Origin of the sequence: Mesorhizobium sp. CA6 (genome assembly GCF_020165035.1) — a bacterium.
Taxonomy (GTDB): domain Bacteria; phylum Pseudomonadota; class Alphaproteobacteria; order Rhizobiales; family Rhizobiaceae; genus Mesorhizobium.
The window spans coordinates 119,884-138,921 of the sequence record NZ_JAIUHI010000016.1; the positions used below are offsets into that span (position 1 = coordinate 119,884).

Annotated in this window: 19 protein-coding genes; 16 read left to right on the forward strand and 3 right to left on the reverse strand. The window is 63.7% G+C overall.

Annotation, left to right across the window (positions count from 1 at the left end; all coding sequences use genetic code 11):
- The first annotated feature begins 81 nt into the window (after positions 1-81).
- The 6 genes from LB526_RS23110 (at position 82) to LB526_RS23135 (ending at position 6,958) form a co-directional block, all read left to right on the forward strand.
- On the forward strand, positions 82-1,719 hold the full coding sequence (locus LB526_RS23110) for an ABC transporter substrate-binding protein (RefSeq protein WP_411968009.1): 1,638 nt from the start codon (positions 82-84) through the stop codon (positions 1,717-1,719).
- Between the two features lie 15 nt (positions 1,720-1,734).
- Positions 1,735-2,799, forward strand: a complete 1,065-nt coding sequence (locus LB526_RS23115; protein ID WP_224602847.1) for an ABC transporter permease — start codon at positions 1,735-1,737, stop codon at positions 2,797-2,799.
- Between the two features lie 196 nt (positions 2,800-2,995).
- Positions 2,996-3,922 carry a nickel transporter permease gene (nikC, locus tag LB526_RS23120; protein ID WP_224602849.1) on the forward strand — a complete coding sequence of 309 codons (927 nt, stop codon included), beginning with the start codon at positions 2,996-2,998 and terminating at the stop codon, positions 3,920-3,922.
- Positions 3,919-4,755 carry an ABC transporter ATP-binding protein gene (locus LB526_RS23125; protein ID WP_224629944.1) on the forward strand — a complete coding sequence of 279 codons (837 nt, stop codon included), beginning with the start codon at positions 3,919-3,921 and terminating at the stop codon, positions 4,753-4,755. Before nikC ends, LB526_RS23125 begins: the two co-directional genes overlap by 4 nt.
- Positions 4,752-5,498 carry an ABC transporter ATP-binding protein gene (locus LB526_RS23130; RefSeq protein ID WP_095766200.1) on the forward strand — a complete coding sequence of 249 codons (747 nt, stop codon included), beginning with the start codon at positions 4,752-4,754 and terminating at the stop codon, positions 5,496-5,498. Before LB526_RS23125 ends, LB526_RS23130 begins: the two co-directional genes overlap by 4 nt.
- Positions 5,499-5,680: 182 nt before the next feature.
- Positions 5,681-6,958, forward strand: coding sequence for a 4-aminobutyrate--2-oxoglutarate transaminase (locus tag LB526_RS23135; RefSeq protein ID WP_224629945.1), 1,278 nt, complete (start codon positions 5,681-5,683; stop codon positions 6,956-6,958).
- A 48-nt stretch (positions 6,959-7,006) separates the two neighbouring features.
- Here the strand turns inward: LB526_RS23135 and LB526_RS23140 are convergent, their stop codons facing one another.
- From LB526_RS23140 to LB526_RS23150, 3 genes are read right to left on the reverse strand one after another with little or no spacing between them, the layout of a single operon-like run.
- A complete protein-coding gene (locus LB526_RS23140) occupies positions 7,007-7,333 on the reverse strand; it encodes a type II toxin-antitoxin system RelE/ParE family toxin (RefSeq protein WP_224629946.1) in 327 nt (108 codons plus the stop codon).
- 4 nt (positions 7,334-7,337) lie between these two features.
- Entirely contained in the window at positions 7,338-7,568 is a 231-nt protein-coding gene (locus tag LB526_RS23145; RefSeq protein WP_224526731.1) for a type II toxin-antitoxin system ParD family antitoxin, read from the reverse strand.
- A gap of 38 nt (positions 7,569-7,606) precedes the next feature.
- A complete protein-coding gene (locus tag LB526_RS23150) occupies positions 7,607-8,860 on the reverse strand; it encodes an NAD(P)/FAD-dependent oxidoreductase (RefSeq protein ID WP_224629947.1) in 1,254 nt (417 codons plus the stop codon).
- A gap of 415 nt (positions 8,861-9,275) precedes the next feature.
- Between LB526_RS23150 and LB526_RS23155 the strand changes: the two genes are divergently transcribed.
- The 10 genes from LB526_RS23155 to miaB all read left to right on the forward strand — a co-directional run bounded on the left by LB526_RS23155 (position 9,276) and on the right by miaB (position 19,018).
- Positions 9,276-10,565: an imelysin family protein gene (locus tag LB526_RS23155; RefSeq protein WP_224629948.1), complete on the forward strand. Its 1,290-nt coding sequence runs from the start codon at positions 9,276-9,278 to the stop codon at positions 10,563-10,565.
- 101 nt (positions 10,566-10,666) lie between these two features.
- Positions 10,667-10,978 carry a (2Fe-2S)-binding protein gene (locus tag LB526_RS23160; protein WP_224526726.1) on the forward strand — a complete coding sequence of 104 codons (312 nt, stop codon included), beginning with the start codon at positions 10,667-10,669 and terminating at the stop codon, positions 10,976-10,978.
- Positions 10,944-11,429, forward strand: coding sequence for a bacterioferritin (gene bfr / locus LB526_RS23165; RefSeq protein ID WP_224629949.1), 486 nt, complete (start codon positions 10,944-10,946; stop codon positions 11,427-11,429). Before LB526_RS23160 ends, bfr begins: the two co-directional genes overlap by 35 nt.
- 129 nt (positions 11,430-11,558) lie before the next feature.
- Positions 11,559-13,043 (forward strand): di-heme oxidoredictase family protein, encoded by a 1,485-nt coding sequence (locus LB526_RS23170; RefSeq protein WP_411968014.1) that lies wholly within the window; start codon positions 11,559-11,561, stop codon positions 13,041-13,043.
- A gap of 20 nt (positions 13,044-13,063) precedes the next feature.
- Positions 13,064-14,137, forward strand: a complete 1,074-nt coding sequence (locus LB526_RS23175; protein ID WP_224629961.1) for an imelysin family protein — start codon at positions 13,064-13,066, stop codon at positions 14,135-14,137.
- 4 nt (positions 14,138-14,141) lie between these two features.
- A complete protein-coding gene (locus tag LB526_RS23180; RefSeq protein ID WP_224629951.1) occupies positions 14,142-15,248 on the forward strand; it encodes a DUF1513 domain-containing protein in 1,107 nt (368 codons plus the stop codon).
- 139 nt (positions 15,249-15,387) lie between these two features.
- Complete coding sequence (gene tsaB / locus LB526_RS23185; protein ID WP_224629952.1) at positions 15,388-16,143, forward strand: tRNA (adenosine(37)-N6)-threonylcarbamoyltransferase complex dimerization subunit type 1 TsaB; 756 nt, start codon at positions 15,388-15,390, stop codon at positions 16,141-16,143.
- Positions 16,143-16,637, forward strand: a complete 495-nt coding sequence (gene rimI, locus LB526_RS23190) for a ribosomal protein S18-alanine N-acetyltransferase (RefSeq protein WP_224629953.1) — start codon at positions 16,143-16,145, stop codon at positions 16,635-16,637. The genes tsaB and rimI overlap by 1 nt, the downstream gene beginning before the upstream one ends.
- Positions 16,638-16,663: 26 nt before the next feature.
- On the forward strand, positions 16,664-17,464 hold the full coding sequence (locus tag LB526_RS23195) for a lysophospholipid acyltransferase family protein (protein WP_224629954.1): 801 nt from the start codon (positions 16,664-16,666) through the stop codon (positions 17,462-17,464).
- Between the two features lie 144 nt (positions 17,465-17,608).
- Positions 17,609-19,018 (forward strand): tRNA (N6-isopentenyl adenosine(37)-C2)-methylthiotransferase MiaB, encoded by a 1,410-nt coding sequence (miaB, locus tag LB526_RS23200; RefSeq protein WP_224629955.1) that lies wholly within the window; start codon positions 17,609-17,611, stop codon positions 19,016-19,018.
- Positions 19,019-19,038: the final 20 nt, after the last annotated feature.

Consider the following 19,038-nt stretch of genomic DNA (forward strand, 5'->3'; position numbering starts at 1 on the left):
GTCAAAGCCGCAGCCGGCCTTGCAAAGAACAATACAGCCCTGAGCCGGGAACTCAGGTCAACAAAACAGGGAACGATCACTATGATGCTGGAAAAGTTTGCTCTCCGCTCGCGCGCCTTGCTTGCCGGCGCCGCGCTGTCCGCGCTGCTCGTCGCGCCCGCTTTCGCGGTCACGCCCGCCGATACGCTGGTCGAGGGCTTTGCCATCGACGACATCATCTCGATGGATCCGGGCGAAGCGTTCGAGCTGTCGACGGCCGAGGTCACCGGCAACACCTATGATCTTCTGGTCCGCCTCGATCTCAGCGACACCTCCAAGGTCAAGCCCGACCTCGCCGAGAGCTGGACCGTTTCCGATGATGGCCTGACCTATACGTTCAAGCTGAAGCCCGGCATGAAATTCGCCTCCGGCAATCCGATCACCGCCGCCGACGTCGCCTATTCCTTCGAACGCGCCGTCAAGCTCGACAAGAGCCCGGCCTTCATCATCAACCAGTTCGGCATTACCGGCGACAACGTCACCGAAAAGGCCAAGGCCGTCGACGACACCACCTTCCAGTTCGTCGTCGACAAGGCCTATGCGCCAAGCTTCGTGCTCAACTGCCTGTCGGCCACCGTCGCGTCGGTCGTGGATGCCAAGCTGGTCAAGGAACATGTCGCCGCCGCCACGCCGAGCGCCGACTACAAATGGGACAATGATTTCGGCAATGCCTGGCTGAAGACCGGCTATGCCGGCTCCGGTCAGTTCAAGCTGCGCGAATGGCGCGCCAACGAGGCCGTCGTCCTGGAGCGCAACGACAACTACAACGGCGAGAAGGCCAAGCTCGCCCGCGTCATCTACCGCAACATGAAGGAAAGCTCGGCACAGCGCCTGGCGCTCGAAGCCGGCGATATCGACGTCGCCCGCAATCTCGAGCCGAACGACCTTGATGCCATTGCCAAGAACGCCGATCTCACCACCACCAGCGCGCCGAAGGGCACGGTCTATTACATCAGCCTCAACCAGAAGAACCCGAACCTCGCCAAGCCCGAGGTGCGCCAGGCGTTCAAATATCTGGTCGACTACGACGCGCTCAGCACCACCATCCTCAAGGGCATCGGCGAAATCCACCAGTCCTTCCTGCCCAAGGGCGATCTCGGCGCCATCGACGATAACCCGTTCAAGCTCGACGTCGCCAAAGCCAAGGAATTGCTTGCCAAGGCCGGCCTGCCGGACGGCTTCAAGGTGACCATGGACGTGCGCACTGGACAGCCGACCACCGGCATGGCGGAATCGATCCAGCAGACGCTCGGCCAGGCCGGCATCAAGCTGGAGATCATTCCGGGCGATGGTAAGCAGACGCTGACCAAATATCGGGCCCGCAACCACGACATCTATATCGGCAACTGGGGCCAGGACTATTTCGATCCGAACTCCAACGCCCAGACTTTTGCCTCCAACCCGGACAATTCCGACAACGCCAAGATCAAGACGCTGGCCTGGCGCAATGCCTGGGACATTCCGGACCTGACCAAGGAAACCGAGGCGGCATTGCTGGAGAAGGATGCGGCCAAGCGCGCCGATATGTACAAGGACCTGCAGCAGAAGATCATGGACACCAGTCCCTTCGTCATCATCCACCAGCAGCTGGAAGTGGCGGGGCTACGCAAGAAGCTTCAGGGCTTCAAGCTCGGCCCGAGCTTCGATACCAATTTCGTCTGGGCGGTGTCGAAGCAGTAACCCCGGGCGCCACGCGTGAGCGTAGCTGAAAACCAGGCGGCCGGGCGCGGTAGCGCCCGCGCCGTCGCCATCCTATCGTCGCTCGGCCGTTTTCTGGTCGTCGCGGTGACGACCTATCTTGGTCTGCTCGCGGTGACCTTCTTCATCGGCCGGGTCATCCCGATCGATCCGGTGCTGGCCGTTCTCGGCGACCGGGCGCCGACGGCCGTCGTCGAGCGCACGCGCCGCGAAATGGGCCTCGATCTGCCCTGGATCGAGCAGTTCTATATCTACGTCAAAGCGGCGCTGAGGGGCGACTTCGGCACGTCGGTGCTGACCACCAATCCGGTGATGACCGATATCCGCCGCGTTTTCCCGGCGACCATCGAGCTGGCGACGCTGGGCACGATCATCGGCGCCGTCATCGGCGTGCCGCTCGGCGTGCTGGCCGCCGTCAAGCGTGGCAGCATCATCGACCAGATCGCCCGCATCGTCGGCCTCATCGGCTATTCCGTGCCGATCTTCTGGCTGGGGCTCCTCGGGCTGGTGCTGTTCTACGCCAAGCTGCAGTGGATCGCCTTTCCGGCGCGGCTCGATGTCGTCTACGAATACACGTTCACGCCGATCACCGGCTTCTACCTGCTCGATGCCGCGATCCAGGGGCAGTGGGACGTCTTCTACGACGCCTGGCGCCACATCGTCCTGCCGGCTTCGCTGCTCGGCTACCTGTCGCTTGCCTATATCAGCCGCATGACGCGTTCCTTCATGCTGAACGAGCTGGCGCAGGAATATATCGTCGCGGCCCGTGCGAAAGGCCTGTCGGAGACGCGCATCATCTGGGGCCACGCGCTGCGCAACGCCGCTGTGCCGATGGTGACGGTGATCGCGCTTTCCTACGCCAACCTGCTCGAAGGTTCGGTGCTGACCGAGACCGTCTTCTCTTGGCCGGGCATCGGCCTCTACATCACCAACTCGCTGCAGAACGCCGACATGAACGCCGTGCTCGGCGGCACCATTGCCATCGGCTCGGTCTTCATCGCCATCAATCTTTTCTCCGATCTGCTCTACCGGCTGCTCGATCCAAGGACGAAGACCGGATGATCGGAGCTATTGCCGTTTTGGGCTTGGCCGCGGCCAGCCACCCCCGCTCCGGCCCTTCGGGCCGCCTCTCTTCGTGCCCGGGGGAGAGGAAAAGCTGGTCGCATGCCAGGCGCCTTTCTTCTCCCCCGTCGAACGGGGGAGAGGTGGTCTGCGAAGCAGACCGGAGTGGGGGTCGACTATTTCAGGAGGCATTGTCATGACCGCCGCCGACGCCGGCGCCTTCTCCCGTCGCGCATGGCTGCTGAGCGACCGACCGGCCTCGCGCCTGCAGGCGAGGCTCGGCCGCGCCTATGTCGCCTGGCGCCGCTTCTCCGCCAATCGCTTGGCGCTGGTCGGCATGCTGATTATCATCGCGCTGCTGGTGGTCGCCGCCCTTGCCGATGTGCTGGCACCGTATTCGCCGACCGTTGGCGATCTCAAGAACGCCCGCCTGCTGCCGCCCGGCGCCGCGCACTGGTTCGGCACCGACGACCTCGGCCGCGACATCTATTCACGCATCGTCTATGGCTCACGCTGGACGCTTTATGTGGTGATCCTCGTCGCCATCATCGCCGCGCCCATCGGCCTTCTGGTCGGCACGATCGCCGGTTATGCCGGCGGCTGGACCGACACGATCCTGATGCGCATCACCGACATCTTCCTCGCCTTTCCCAAGCTGGTTCTGGCGCTGGCTTTCGTTGCCGCGCTCGGCCCCGGCATCGAGAACGCCGTGCTGGCGATCGCCATCACCTCATGGCCGCCCTACGCGCGCATCGCGCGCGCCGAGACGCTGACGGTGCGCAATTCCGACTACATCAAGGCGGTGCAGCTGATGGGCGCCTCGCCCTTCCGCATCGTGCTGCGCCACATCATGCCGCTCTGCATCTCCTCGCTGATCATCCGCGTCACGCTCGACATGGCGGGCATCATCCTGACCGCCGCCGGCCTTGGCTTCCTCGGCCTCGGCGCGCAGCCGCCGCTGCCCGAATGGGGCGCGATGATCGCGTCCGGCCGCCGCTTCATCCTCGACCAGTGGTGGGTCGCCGCAGCCCCAGGTGCCGCCATCCTCATCGTCAGCCTCGGCTTCAACCTGCTCGGCGACGGCCTGCGCGACGCGCTCGACCCCCGGAGTGGCGACCAATGAGCGACACGCTTCTCGAGGTCGACAATCTGCGCGTCACCTTCCCGACCCGCACCGGCCTTGTTCAGGCCGTGCGCGGCGTCTCCTTCTCGCTCGGACGCGAGCGGTTGGGCATCGTCGGCGAGAGCGGCTCCGGCAAATCGCAGACCGGCCGCGCCATCATGGGGCTGACCCCGCCGCAGGCCGAGGTGTCGGCGAAGAGGCTCGCCTTCGACGGCATGGACTTGCTTTCCATGTCGCCGCGTGAACGCCGAGCGCTGCGGGGAAGCCGCATCGCCATGATCCTGCAGGATCCGAAATATTCGCTCGATCCGGTGATGACCATCGGCCGCCAGATCGTCGAGACGCTGCGCACGCACGAAAAAGTCTCCAAGGCCGAGGCGCGCGAGCGCGCTTTAGCCATGCTGCAGGCGGTGCAGATCCGCGATCCGGCCCGCGTCTTCGACCTTTACCCGCACGAGGTCTCGGGCGGCATGGGCCAGCGCGCCATGATTGCCATGATGCTGGTCACCGGACCCGAATTGATGATCGCCGACGAGCCGACCTCGGCGCTCGACGTCACCGTGCAGCTCGACGTGCTCAATATCCTCGACAAGCTCGTCGCCGAGCGCGGCATGGGGCTGATCTTCATCTCGCACGATCTGCGCTTGGTCTCCTCCTTCTGCGACCGCGTCGTCGTTATGTATGCCGGCAAGGTGGTCGAGCAGATCAAGGCTTCGGAGCTGCGCGACGCTCAGCACCCTTACACGCGCGGCCTGCTCAACTGCATGCCCAGAATCGGCTTCGAGCGCCATCCGCTGCCAGTGCTCGACCGCAAGCCGGAGTGGGCGGCATGACGGCTTCCATCACTGTCGAAGGGCTGGAAGTGGTCTTCGACCGGTTTCGCGCGCTGAAGGGCGTCAGCCTCGAAGTCAGGGAAGGCGAATCCTACGGCCTCGTCGGCGAAAGCGGTTCCGGCAAGTCGACGCTGCTGAGAGCCATCACCGGTCTCGCGCCGGTTTCTTCCGGCACCATTACCGTCAACGGCAAGACGCTCGGCAAAACTCGCGACAAGGCGTTCTATCGCGAGGTGCAGATGGTCTTTCAGGATCCTTACGGCTCGCTGCATCCGCGTCAGACCGTCGACCGCCTGCTGCAGGAGCCTCTGGCCATCCACGGCATTGCCGACGGCGAGAAGCGCATCGAGCGCGCGCTGGACGAGGTAGGGCTTGGCAAGGGCTTCCGCTTTCGTTACGCGCACCAGCTGTCCGGCGGCCAACGCCAGCGCGTCGCCATTGCGCGTGCGCTGATCCTCGAACCTTCGATCCTGTTGCTCGACGAGCCGACTTCGGCGCTCGATGCCTCGGTGCAGGCGGAAGTGCTGAACCTGCTGGAAGAGGTGCGGCGGCGCCGCAAGCTCACCTTCCTGATGGTCAGCCACGACCTCGCCATCATCACCCATATGTGCGAGCGGCTGATGGTGATGCAGAATGGCGAGGCCGTGGAGACGCTGACAGCGAGCCAGCTGATCGGCCATCGCGTCAGCGAGGATTATACGCGCAATCTGTTGAGGGCCAGCGAAGGGTTTGTGAGGGTTTAGCTCGCAATTGCCAAGCCGCGTCCCTGCCCAGGTGTACCGGGAGGCTTTATCTGAGGCAGGCCCAATTGACTGGACCGCGTGCTGACTTGAGCAAAACGTGAAATAAGGTCAGAAGGGATTTCAACGGCAGCAAACGAGAACGGGCCTAGTCTCGATGAGGGATGGCCCGATTGAGGGACGATATGAAGAATTCAGCCATTTCCGAACGCAAGAACCAGTCGATCTCGCGCGGCGTCGGCATGACGACACAGATCTACGCCGATCGCGCCGAGAATTCGGAAATCTGGGATGTCGAAGGCCGCCGCTATATCGACTTCTCGTCCGGCATCGCCGTCGTCAACACCGGCCATCGCCACCCGAAGGTGATCGGGGCCGTCAAGGCGCAACTTGACCGCTTCACCCACACCTGCCACCAAGTCGTACCCTATGAAAGCTACGTGCATCTCGCCGAGCGCCTGAACGGCCTGCTGCCCGGCAAGTTCGATAAGAAGACCGTGTTCGTCACCACCGGCGCCGAGGCGGTCGAGAACGCAATCAAGATCGCCCGCAACGCCACCGGCCGTCAGGCGGTCATCGCCTTTTCAGGCGGCTTTCATGGCCGCACCTTCATGGGCATGGCGCTGACCGGCAAGGTCGTGCCCTACAAGGTCGGCTTTGGCGCCATGCCCCCCGATGTCTTCCACGCCCCGTTCCCGGTGGCGCTGCACGGTGTCTCGGTCGCCGATTCGCTTGCCGCGCTCGACAAGCTGTTCAAGGCCGATGTCGATCCGGGCCGCGTTGCAGCCATCATCGTCGAGCCGGTTCAGGGCGAGGGCGGCTTCTACGAGGCGCCGCGCGATTTCATGGCAGCGCTGCGCAAGATCTGCGATCAGCACGGCATCCTGCTGGTCGCCGACGAAGTGCAGACCGGCTTTGCCCGTACCGGCAAGATGTTCGCCATGGATCATCATGACGTGGCCCCCGACCTCACCACCATGGCTAAGAGCCTCGCCGGCGGCTTCCCGCTGTCGGCCGTCACCGGCCGCGCCGAGATCATGGACGCGCCCGGCCCCGGCGGGCTCGGCGGCACCTATGGCGGCAGCCCGATCGGCGTTGCCGCCGCGCACGCAGTGCTCGACGTCATCGAGGAGGAAAAGCTCTGCGACCGCGCCAATGCGCTGGGCGCGCGGCTGAAGCAGCGGCTGGTATCGATCCGTGAGGACGTGCCGGAGATCGTCGACATCCGCGGTCCAGGCTTCATGAACGCCGTCGAGTTCAACGACGTGCAGAAGGGGCTTCCGTCAGCGGAGTTCGCCAACGCGGTCAGGCTGAAGGCGCTGGACAAGGGCCTCATCCTGCTCACCTGCGGCGTCTACGGCAACGTCATCCGCTTCCTGTCGCCGATCACCATCCAGGACGGCGTCATGACCGAGGCGCTGGATATCCTGGAAACCTCGATCCGCGAGGCGCGGGCCGCCTGAGGATGGTGCGGTGCTCTTCTGACGGTCTGCAACGGCGCGCGCAAGCCGTCAGGAGCCCGGATGTTGTAACCAGGATGGGATATCCATCTTGGCGTGAAGCACGCGCCACACATCGATGTGGTCTGCCTGTTCAATATAGAAGATCAAATATGGATGACGCTTGAGCGGCAGGCTGCGTAGGCCGGGCAACCCAACTTCATAACTATATCTCAGAGAGCCTGATGCCGGGTGGCTGGCTATTAACTTGTAGGCATTCTGAAGGTCCTCGACATAGCCTAACGCCACGTGCGAACCAGCTTCACGTGCATAATAATCGACAGCGTCCTCGATATCGCGCAGAGCAAGCCTTCGAGGAATAATTGGCTTGGTGGCCACTAACTTATTGGCCCTGCGCTCGTTTCCTCAACGCTGCGAAATAATCATCGTCAACGGGCTCACTCGGCGCGGACGACGCGCCCTCTAGGAGCAAGCGGCGCAAAAGTTGACGATCCTGATCCTGGCGGATCAATTCACGCACATATTCGCTGCTCGTGCCATAGCCTCGATCAGTCACTTGCTGATCGACAAAATTCTTCAAGCTGTCGGGCAGTGAAATATTCATCGTGCTCATTCAGCCATTTTATGGTCTATGGCAAAAATTGGCAAGCCTTACGCGTTGGCCCTTGCCGGTTCGTCCTCACTGAAGGCCGCAAGCGCCGCCTTCAGCGCATCCGGCCCGCCTGCCACCGTTTGCGGCGTCGGCGAGAAGCCGGCGCCGAGCATCTTGCGGCCAAGCATGTGGTCGGCCGGGCGGTTGACGGATTCGATACCGAGCAGCCGGTTGCCTGCATAGTGGTAGATCGAGAACTTGTTCTCGGCGAGATCGCCCAGCACGACATGGTGATCGCCGCCTTGGGTCAGGCCCACCATCTGCAGCTTCATGTCGCCGATATCCGACCAGAACCATGGCACGGCCGAGAAGGGCTCGCCATGGCCGAGAACGGTACGTGCGGCAAGCCTGGCCTGGTCGGTGGCGTTCTGCACCGATTCCAGCCGCACGTCGCCCCCGGTGAACCAGTGCCGGTAGGAGGCCGCGTCGCCGATGGCGAGGATTTCGGGAACAGAGCTTTGCATATGCTGGTCGACGCGGATGCCGTTGCCGGTAGCCAGACCGGCGGCTTCAGCCAGTTCGACATTGGGCACCACGCCGATGCCGATGATCACCATTTGCGCCGGCAGGCGTTCGCCGCCCGACGTGATCGCGGCCGAGACGAGGCCGCCTTGGCCCTCGAGGCGGGCAATGGTGGTGCCGGTCAGGATGCGCACGCCGATCGCTTCCAGGCGCTGGCGCACATGCGCGGCGATGACCGGCGCCACGGCGCGGCCGAGCAGCCGGTCGACCGCCTCGACGACGGTGACGTTGCGGCCGGCCGCTCTCAGCGTCGCCGCGATCTCCAGGCCGATGAAGCCGCCGCCGAGAATGACCACGTCCTCGCTTTGCGCGCTGAGCTCGCGGATCAGGCGCGCATCGGCCAGCGAGCGTAGCGAGATCACGCCAGCAAGGCCGGCGCCGTCGAGCTTGAGCAGGCGCGGCCGCGAGCCGGTGGCAAGCACCAGCCGGTCGAAGGCAAGCGTTCCACCGCCTGCGACATTCAGCCGGCTCGCGCGGGCATCGATGCTGTCGATGCGCACTCCCGGCCGGTAATCAATGTTGTTGCCGGTGTAGAAGGCTTCGCCGCGCAAGGGCTGCGGCTTGGCCTCGGCGTCCTTGATGAAGGTCTTGGACAACGGCGGCTTGTGATAGGGCAGGTCCTGCTCGTCGCCGACCAGGACAACCGGCCCTTCATAGGCCTCTTCGCGCAGGCTGGCGGCCGCCTGCACGCCGGCATGGCCCGCACCGACAATCACAACCCCGTTGGTCATCGCAATCCTTTTTGGCCAGCAAATTTAGGCCTTTGCGCCAAGTGGCGATTGTCCGTCACCGCCGCAAGGGCCGCGCATCGGGTCGCACCCAGAATGGCTGTCTGTCAATCGGTCCAGCGAGGCAGTCCCGGGCTTAAAGTTGACATTTGCAGTTTAGAATAATTCTAAACTGTTGTTTCAATTGAATATTTTCTATCTCACCAGTTGACTCCCAACCTCTCCATCGTTTTATGGAGAGCTGCGCGCAAAGCGCATCCCTTTGATGTCTGGGCCTTGAACCCTTTCGATTGGAGGCAAGTGGGTGTTTTTTTATCGCGAACCGCGCATCGACGCGGCCACCATTTTTCCCGGCATGATTATGCCTCGGCGCGGGTGGGCGCCTTTTATTGAATTTCCAAAGAACTGGAGAAGGATGATGACGGCACGTAATGGCGGCAGGCTGGCTGCGATCTGCGCCACGGCTGCACTGACCGCGGCGGTGTTCGTGTTGCCGGCAAAAGCCGAAACCGACGCCAAGGCGGTGATCAAGACCTATGCCGACATCGCTTTGGCCAAATATGAGGATTCTCTGACCACTGCGCAGGCGCTGGATAAGGCGGTGGATGCGCTTATTGCCAGCCCCTCGGCAGACACGCTGAACGCCGCGCGCGAGGCCTGGAAGGCGGCGCGCATTCCTTACCAGCAGACAGAAGTCTACCGCTTCGGCAACAAGATCGTCGACGACTGGGAAGGCAAGGTGAATTCGTGGCCGCTGGATGAGGGCCTGATCGACTATGTCGCCAAGAGTTACGGCACCGAGTCGGACGAAAACGCGCTCTATACGGCCAACGTCATCGCCAACAAGGAAATCGAGATCAACGGCAAGAAGGTCGATGCCTCGAAGCTAACGCCCGAGTTCCTCTCCGGCACGCTGCAGGAGGCCGGCGGCGTCGAAGCCAATGTCGCGACCGGCTATCACGCCATCGAATTCCTGCTCTGGGGCCAGGACCTGCATGGCACCGGGCCGGGCGCCGGCGAGCGGCCCTTTACCGACTACGACCTCAAGAACTGCACAGGCGGCAATTGCGATCGCCGCGCCGAATATCTGAGATCGGCGACCGATCTTCTGGTGTCCGACCTGCAGGAAATGGTCGGCAACTGGAAGGAAGACGGCGCCGCGCGCAAGAACCTCACCGAGGGCGATGCGAATGCCGCCATCTCCACCATCTTCACCGGCATGGGCTCGCTCTCCTATGGCGAGCTCGCGGGCGAGCGCATGAAGCTCGGCCTGTTGCTGCACGACCCGGAAGAGGAGCACGACTGCTTCTCCGACAACACCTACATCTCGCATCTCTATGACGCGGTCGGCATCCGCGATGCCTACCATGCCAGCTACAAGCGGCTCGACGGTTCCGTGGTTTCGGGCCCGTCGGTGTCGAACATGGTGAAGGCGGCCGATCCGGCGATCGACAAGGAACTGTCGGGCAAGCTCGACACCACCGTCGCCAAGATGGAGGCCATCCAGGCGCGTGCCCTTGCCGGCGAGGCCTATGACCAGCAGATCGCCGAGGGCAACACGGAAGGCAACGCCACGGTGCAGGCGGCGATCGACGCCCTCATAGACCAGACCAAGTCGATCGAGCGCGCCGTCGGCTCGCTCAAGCTGAACGAGATTGCTTTCGAGGGCTCCGACAGCCTCGACGCGCCCGACAAGGTGTTCAAGTAAGATCGGGCATGATCCCAAAAGCCGGTTTTTGGACAAGATCATGCTCAATTGAGAAACCAGCCAAGCGGCGCCGGAACGGCGCCGTTAGCCAGAGCAAGTAGATGCTGATCTGCCATTGCAACATCATTACCGAAAAGGAGATCGAGCAGACGATCGTCGGCCTGCTGGATCAGGATCCATGGCAGTTGATCGTGCCCGCGAAGGTCTACCACGCGATGGCCAAGCGCGGTCGCTGTTGCGGCTGTTTCCCAAATGTGGTGGAAACGATCATTCGGGTCACCGAGAATTACCACGCCCGCTCAGAGGTGGGGGGCGTGGACATCGTTTCACACCTGGATCGCGTGCGAGGCTTGCGCGGCCAATACGGGAGCAGAACCCATGAAAGGCGAACCGCAGGTCATCGAGCGGCTTAATGAAGCTCTGTTTCTCGAGCTTGGAGCTGTCAACCAGTACTGGGTGCATTATCGTCTGCTCGAGGATTGGGGCTACACCAAGCTGGCAAAGAAGGAGCGGGCGGAATCGATCGAGGAAATGCATCACGCCGACCGGCTGATCGCGCGCATCATCTTCCTCGAGGGTCACCCGAACCTGCAGTCCGTCGCGCCGTTGCGCATCGGCCAGAATGTCAAGGAAGTGCTCGAATCCGATCTCGCCGGCGAATATGACGCACGCACCGCCTACAAGCGCTCGCGCGAGATCTGCCAAGACGAAGGCGATTTCGTTTCGATGAAGCTGTTCGAGGAACTTTTGGCGGACGAGGAAGGACATATCGACTTCCTGGAAACGCAGCTCGATCTGCTTGCCTCGATCGGCGAGGAAAAATACGGCCAACTCAATGCCGACTCGGCCAACGAGGCGGAGTAAGGACATGCGGGAATGCGGCGCCCCGTAGATTTTTCGCGCCGCGCGTGGTGGGCCGGGATTCACGGCTTGCCGTCCCAAATGACCCCGCGATACCGGATTTATCGCGGGGCACCGCTTTTGCTGGCGATCATGCTTTCCGCATCCGCCTTGGCTGGTGAGCCCGCCGTCCTGCCGACGAGCCGCGCCGACCTGACGCCGAAGGACCAGGCGCGGGTTCTGGCGGTCACCATGCCGACGACCGATTTCACCAGGCCGGAGCCGTTCGAGCTGATGCAGGGCGGCGCCGGCACCTCGCGCAAGGACATCAACCGCGATGCCTTCTCGCAATCCTCCGCCAATATCACCTTCGAGGAAGAAGGAACCTTCAAGCTCGGCAACGCGCTGTTTCGCAAGAACTGGGTGTCGTCGCCGTCCTCGACCCAGGCTTCGGACGGGCTCGGCCCGCTTTTCAACGAACGCGCCTGCCAGAACTGCCATCTGAAGGATGGCCGCGGGCGTCCTCCGGAAGGCGATGCCGGATCGACATCGATGTTCCTGCGACTGGCGCGCGACGCCGGCAGCGCCGAGGAAAAGGCAGCGCTTGCCGACCATAAGCTGCTGAATTTTCCGGACCCGGTCTATGGCGCGCAATTGCAGGACCTTGCGGTTCCAGGCCTCGAAGGCGAAGGCCGGATGCGCGTCGATTACCAGGAGCAAAAAGTTACGCTCGGCGACGGCACCGTCGTTTCACTGCGCAAGCCGCGCTATACGATCGAGAATCTCGCCTACGGCCCGCTCGATCCGCGCACCACGCTGTCGCCGCGCCTGACGCCGCCGATGATCGGGCTGGGCCTGATCGAGCAGATCGCGCCGGCCGATATCCTTGCCCGAGCCGATCCGGGCGATCGTAACAGTGACGGCATTTCGGGCCGGCCGAACATGGTGCGCGACGAGCTGAACGGCCAGGTGACCTTGGGCCGCTTCGGCTGGAAGGCGCAGACCGCTTCGATCCGCCAGCAAGCGGCCGACGCCTTTGTCGGAGATATCGGCATCTCGACGCCGGAAATGCCGAAGCATTGGGGCGATTGCACCGAGGCGCAGAAGGATTGCCTGGCTATGCCAAACGGGGTGCAGCAACGCCTCGGCACGGCCGAGGCGCCGCCGCCGGTGATGGACCTCGTCACCTTCTATTCGCAGAACCTGGCCGTGCCGGCGCGACGCAATCTCGACGAGCCGGACGTGCTTGCCGGCAAGAAAAAGTTCTACGAGATGGGCTGCATTGCCTGTCACACGCCGAAATTCGTCACCATGCGCGGCACGCCGAACAAGGCGCAGGCCTTTCAGCTGATCTGGCCCTATTCCGACTTCCTGTTGCACGACATGGGCGAGGGTCTTGCCGATGGGCAGCGGGTGGGCGAAGCCACGGGGACCGAATGGCGCACCCCGCCGCTCTGGGGCATCGGGCTTACCGCGACGGTCAACGGCAATGCCTTTTACCTGCATGACGGCCGCGCGCGTACGCTTGCTGAGGCGATCCTGTGGCATGGCGGCGAGGGACAGAAGGCGCGCGACCGCTTTGTCGGTGCCGCCGCGGCCGATCGCGACGCGCTGATCAAATTCCTGGAGTCCCTCTGATGTCGAAACGCGTCGCTCTGATGTCGAAACGCATGGCCCTTGCTCTTCCGTTCCTTCTGGCCGCAGTGATGCCGGCATCAGCCGCGGTCAAGGCTTCCGATGTCATCGGCCGCGCGATCGATGGCTTCGTCCGCCCCGCCTATGCCAGCCTCGATGAGCATGCGGCGGGCCTGACCAAGGCGATGCACCAGCTTTGCGAAGCGCCGTCCAAGGAGAAGCTCGAAGCGGCTCGCGCGGCGTTTTCAGGCACGGTCGAGGCCTGGTCGGTAGTCGAGATCATCGCCTTCGGACCGATCAAGGAGAACAACCGGCTGGAACGCATGCTGTATTGGCCGGACCGCAAGAGCATCGGCCTGAGGCAAGTGCAGGCCACGCTCGCATCCAAGGACCCATCAGCCACCGATCCGGCGCAACTGGCGCAAAAGAGCGTCGCTATGCAGGGCCTCGGGGCCCTCGAATATGTGCTTTACGGCGACGGCGCCGAAACGCTTGCCGGGAAAGACGATCCTTACCGCTGCGCCTATGGCGCGGCGGTTGCCGGCAATATCGAAACGATGGCGGGCGAGGTGCGCGACGCCTGGCAAAAGCCCGACGGCTTTGCGTCGCTCTGGGCCAATCCGGGGCCGAAGAACCCGCTCTACCGCGACGGCAACGAAGCGGTGACGGAACTGGTCGGCGTCTTCATCAACGAGCTGGAAATGATCCGCGACGTGCGGCTCAAGGGATTTCTCGGCGCGAAACCCGATGCCGACAAGCCGAAGCAGGCGATCTACTGGCGCTCGCAGAACACGACGGCCTCGCTCGCCGGAAATCTCTCCGGCATCGACCAGCTGTTTCATGCCTCCAGGCTCGGCGACGCTCTGCCCGCCGACGCGCAATGGATAGCCGAGTCCATCCACATCCAGCTCGCCAACGGCGTGACAACCGCGAAATCCGTTGCCCGGCCGATCGACAAGGCGCTCGCCGACCCCGCCCTGCGCGACAAGCTCGAGCATTTCGCGCTGATCACCTCCAGCCTGTCGACCTTGATCGGCACCAGGATGACCGCCGAGTTCGGCCTGACCGCCGGCTTCTCGTCGCTGGATGGGGATTGATGCCGTGAGAACCGCCCTCATCGACCGCCGCGATTTCCTTCGGGCCGCGGGCGTGGGCTTCGCCGCCGCCATGGCGCCGCGCGCATGGGCGGACACGCTTGCCGCGGACGCGGTGTTCGCCACGGCCTTCGTCAAGCGCGACGGCAGCTTCGGCGCCGCCGTGCTCTCCGAGGCGGGGAAAATCCTGCACACGATCGGTCTGCCCGAGCGCGGCCACGACGTCACTTTCGATCCGGTGTCGAAGCGCTCGGTGGTCTTTGCCCGCCAGCCCGGCACCTTTGCGGTGGTCTTCGACCATGCCGGCCGCGACAAGCCGCTGACCATCGCCAGCATCGCCGGCCGGCATTTCTTCGGCCATGGCGTGTTCTCGCCTGACGGCGCTCTGCTCTACGCTACGGAGAACGACTTCGACAACGCGGCAGGTGTCGTAGGCGTCTACGATGCGCGGGCGAAATTCAATCGCGTCGGCGAGTTCCCGACCTACGGCATGGGACCGCATGAACTGCTCCTGCTTAGCGATGGCCGCACTTTAGCCATCGCCAATGGCGGCATCGAGACCCATCCCGATTTCGGTCGCGCCGAACTCAACATCGCGACGATGAAGCCCTCCTACACACTGGTCGACCGGATCACCGGCGACCTTATCGAAAAGCACGAATTGCCGCCGGCGCTGCATCAGCTTTCGATCCGCCACATGGATCGCGACCAGGCGGGCACCGTCTGGTTCGGCTGCCAGTATCGCGGGCCGGCGACCGACCGACCGGCATTGGTCGGCCGCGCCGCGCGCGGCAGGGAGCTCGAGCTCCTGGAGATGCCGCAGGACGTGCTCTCAGGCTTGCGCAATTATGTCGGCTCGGTCGCCGCCAATGGCGCAACGGGCACCGTCGCCATCACCTCGCCGGAGGGCAATTCGCTGGCCGTCATCGATGCCGCCAGCGGACGCGTGGTCACGACAAGAGCGCTGGTCGAGGTCTGCGGCGTCGCGCCCGACGGCGCCGGCTTCATGGCGACGACCGGCGCCGGCGAGATCGTCGGTGGCGACGGCGCCACCCGTTCCGAACCGGACTATGTCTGGGACAATCACATGCTGTGCATCGCGGCCACGGCCTGACAACACCAAGATCCCGCTGTGGCGCTGAACCGAAGCCGCTTAACATTTCTCCGCCCTGGCCCTTGCGGCGGCGGCCTATGCCGGGCAGAGGGAATTGTGTTTCGATCCAGTTCGTTAACCGGCCTATGAAGCTGCCCGTATGAAGCTGCTTGCCATCGATTGCGCTGCCAATCTCTGCGCCGCCTGCGTCTATGACGCGGGCGCGGGGAAGGAGCTTGGCCGCGAAGTGCGCGACCTAGGCAAGGGGCATGCCGAGCATCTGATGGCCGTCATCGAGACGGCCTTGAAAGCGGGCGGCATCGGCTACCCTGATCTCAACGCCGTTGCCGTCTCGATCGGACCCGGCTCGTTCACCGGCCTGCGCGTCGGCGTCTCGACCGCGCGCGGCCTGGCGCTGGCGTTGAAAATCCCGGCGATCGGCGTGACGACGCTGGAAGCCCTGGCGGCGGAGGGTGCGAAAACTTTTCCCGGGCGCGCGGTGCTTGCCGCGCTCGACGCCGGCCGCGACGAAATCCACGCGGCGCTCTTTGACAAAGCGTTAGCGGAAACTTACGGACCTTCGGCTACCACGCTTTCCGTGGCGGCGATCATGGCCAACGGCGCCGATGCCGTCCTTGTCGGCACCGCTGCGCCACAGATTGCCGCAGCGGCGGGACGGGCCTTCGACACCGGCCCGGTTGCCGCCACCGCCGACATCGCGACCTATGCCAGGCTGGCGTCGGCCAGAGGGCCGGGCGAAAAGCCCAAGCCGCTCTATCTGCGCGGCGCCGACGCCAAGCCGCAGGCGGGCTTCATTCTTCCAAGACAGGACAACAGTCCAAAGGAAAACCATGATCCCAAAAAGGGGGAGGCGGTTTTGCGGAAAAGTCGTGGTCCAAAAGGAAACGACGCCTGATGCGCATACCGTTCTTTCAGCCGCGCCGCAGGGAATATGCCTTGGAACCGCTGACGGTTGCCGACAGCGCCGCCGTCTCGGAGCTGCATCGCGAGGATTTCGTGCGGCCCTGGACCGATGGCGAGTTCGCAGCGCTGCTCGAGCAGGACACGGTGTTCGGCTACGCCGCACGCGAGACAGGGCAGGGATCGAAACCTCCGGTCGGGTTCGTGCTGGCACGGCTCGCGGCCGGCGAGGGTGAGATCCTGACCGTGGCCGTCGCCCGCACGCATCGCCGGCAGGGTCTTGGCTGGCAATTGATGGATGCGGTGCTGCGCGAGCTTCATGCGCAGCGCGCCGAAGCGCTCTTCCTCGAGGTCGACGAGACCAATGCGCCGGCGATCGCGCTTTATCGCAGGCTCGGCTTCATCCAGGTCGGTCACCGCCCGAACTATTACCGTTCGACCGAGCACGGTCCGACCGGCGCGCTTGTCATGCGCCGCGATCTTCGCTAGCCAGTCCGCGCGATCGGGCGGAGCGAATGATCAAGAAATTGCGGATTTTCCTGGCGCTCTTCTATGTCGTCGTCTCTTCACTGGTGCTGGTGCCGCTGCAGATACTGTCGATGAAGACGGGACTCTGGCCCGAGATCTTCATCCTGAAAATCTGGCATCGCATGATCCTGAGGGCGCTGGGCATGCGGGTGCATGTGAAGGGCGCGCTGGCCAGGGAACGTCCGCTGCTGATCGCGGCCAACCATATCTCCTGGACCGACATCATGGTGCTCGGCTCCTTTGTCGATGTGAAGTTCATCGCCAGGGCCGACATGGAAGGCTGGCCGCTGATCGGCATGCTGTCCAAGTTGCAGCGCACCGTCTACATCGAGCGCGAGCGCAAGCGCACCTCCGGCGACCAGGCGAGCGAGATCGCCAAAAGGATGGCAAAAGGCGACGCCATGGTGCTGTTCGCCGAAGGTTCGACCGGGGACGGCAACCTTGTGCTGCCGTTCAAGAGCACGCTCTTCGGCGCCGCCTCGATGGCGATTTCGGAAGGTGCGGCGGACCAGGTCTTCATCCAGCCCGTGGCGATCGCCTATACGCGCCTGCATGGCATGCCGATGGGCCGCCGCCATCGGCCGATGTCCGCCTGGATCGGCGATCAGGATTTGATGCCGCACCTGAGAACCCTGCTTGCCGAAGGCGCGATCGATGCCGAGGTGCATTTCGGCGAGCCTGTGCCGTTCTCCAAGGGCTCGAACCGCAAGGAAACGGCACGGCTGATGGAAGCCAGGGTGCGCGAGATGATGCAGGCCGTCCTCGCCGACCCGGCCAAGAGCCGGTAGCCGATGCATTTCGCCCAAAGTGCGTAGCGGTTTTGGAATAACGACATACATAAAGAAAAAGACCTGAAGCGCGTCCTGTCGGGACGACCTGCTTCAGGCAGATTCGTCTGTTTTTTGTCACGGAAAGGCGCTAGAAGCCGCCCGATGGATTTGAACACGATTGAAAGCCACGGCATCGGCGCTGCCGCCGAGCACTCGGCCGGCACGGACCGGACGGCGAAAAAGGTCTTCGTCAAGACCTATGGCTGCCAGATGAATGTCTACGATTCCCAGCGCATGACCGATGCGCTGGCGGCCGACGGCTATGTCGCCACCGACGCCGTCGAAGATGCGGATCTTGTGCTGCTCAACACCTGCCATATCCGCGAAAAGGCGGCGGAAAAGGTCTATTCCGAGCTTGGCCGCATTCGCGACATGAAGGCCGAACGCGCCGAGACCGGCCGCGAATTGCTGATCGGCGTCGCCGGCTGCGTGGCGCAAGCCGAGGGCGCCGAGATCATCCGCCGCTCGCCAGCGGTCGATCTGGTCATCGGCCCGCAGACCTATCACCGGCTGCCCGACGTCCTGGCGAGGGTCCGTGGCGGCGAAAAGATCGTCGAGACCGAATACGCCGTCGAGGACAAGTTCGAGCATCTGCCGCAGCCGAAGCGCGCCGAGCTAGCCAGGCGCGGCGTCACCGCTTTCCTGACGGTGCAGGAAGGTTGCGACAAGTTCTGCACCTTCTGCGTGGTGCCTTACACGCGCGGCTCCGAGGTTTCGCGCCCGGTGGCGCAGATCGTCGCCGAGGCCGAGCGCCTCGCCGAGGCCGGCGTGCGCGAGGTGACGCTGCTCGGCCAGAACGTCAATGCCTGGCACGGCATCGGCGAAAATGGCGAGGAATGGGGCCTTGGCCGCCTGCTGTTTCGTCTGGCGGAAATCCCCGGCCTGGCGCGGCTGCGCTACACCACCAGCCATCCGCGCGACATGGACGACGAATTGATCGCCGCGCATCGGGACCTGCCGGCGCTGATGCCCTATCTGCATCTGCCGGTACAGTCGGGCTCCGACCGGATTTTGAAGGCGATGAACCGGCGCCATACGGCGCGCCACTATCTGGCGCTCATCGAGCGCATTCGCGCCGCCCGCGCCGATATCGCCATGTCCGGCGACTTCATCGTCGGCTTTCCCGGCGAGACGGATGAGGATTTCGAAGCGACACTGAAATTGGTGCGCGAGGTGAACTATGCCTCGGCCTTCTCGTTCAAATATTCGCCGCGCCCCGGCACACCGGGCGCCGAAATGGACGGCCATGTCTCGGAAGCGGTGAAGGACGAGCGTCTGCAGGCTCTGCAGGCTCTGCTTCTCAGGCAGCAGCAGGATTTCGGCTTGAGTCTGGTCGGCAGGACCATCGGCACGCTGATCGAGAAGCCTGGCCGGCAGGCCGGGCAGAAAGTTGGCCGTTCGCCTTGGCTCCAGCCCGTTATTGTTGACGACAAGGCCGGCGGAATCGGTGACATTATCGACGTACGAATCACAAGGACCGGCTACAATAGCCTGTTCGCCGAACTGGCCTGACGGGCCTCGGCAGATGAGGA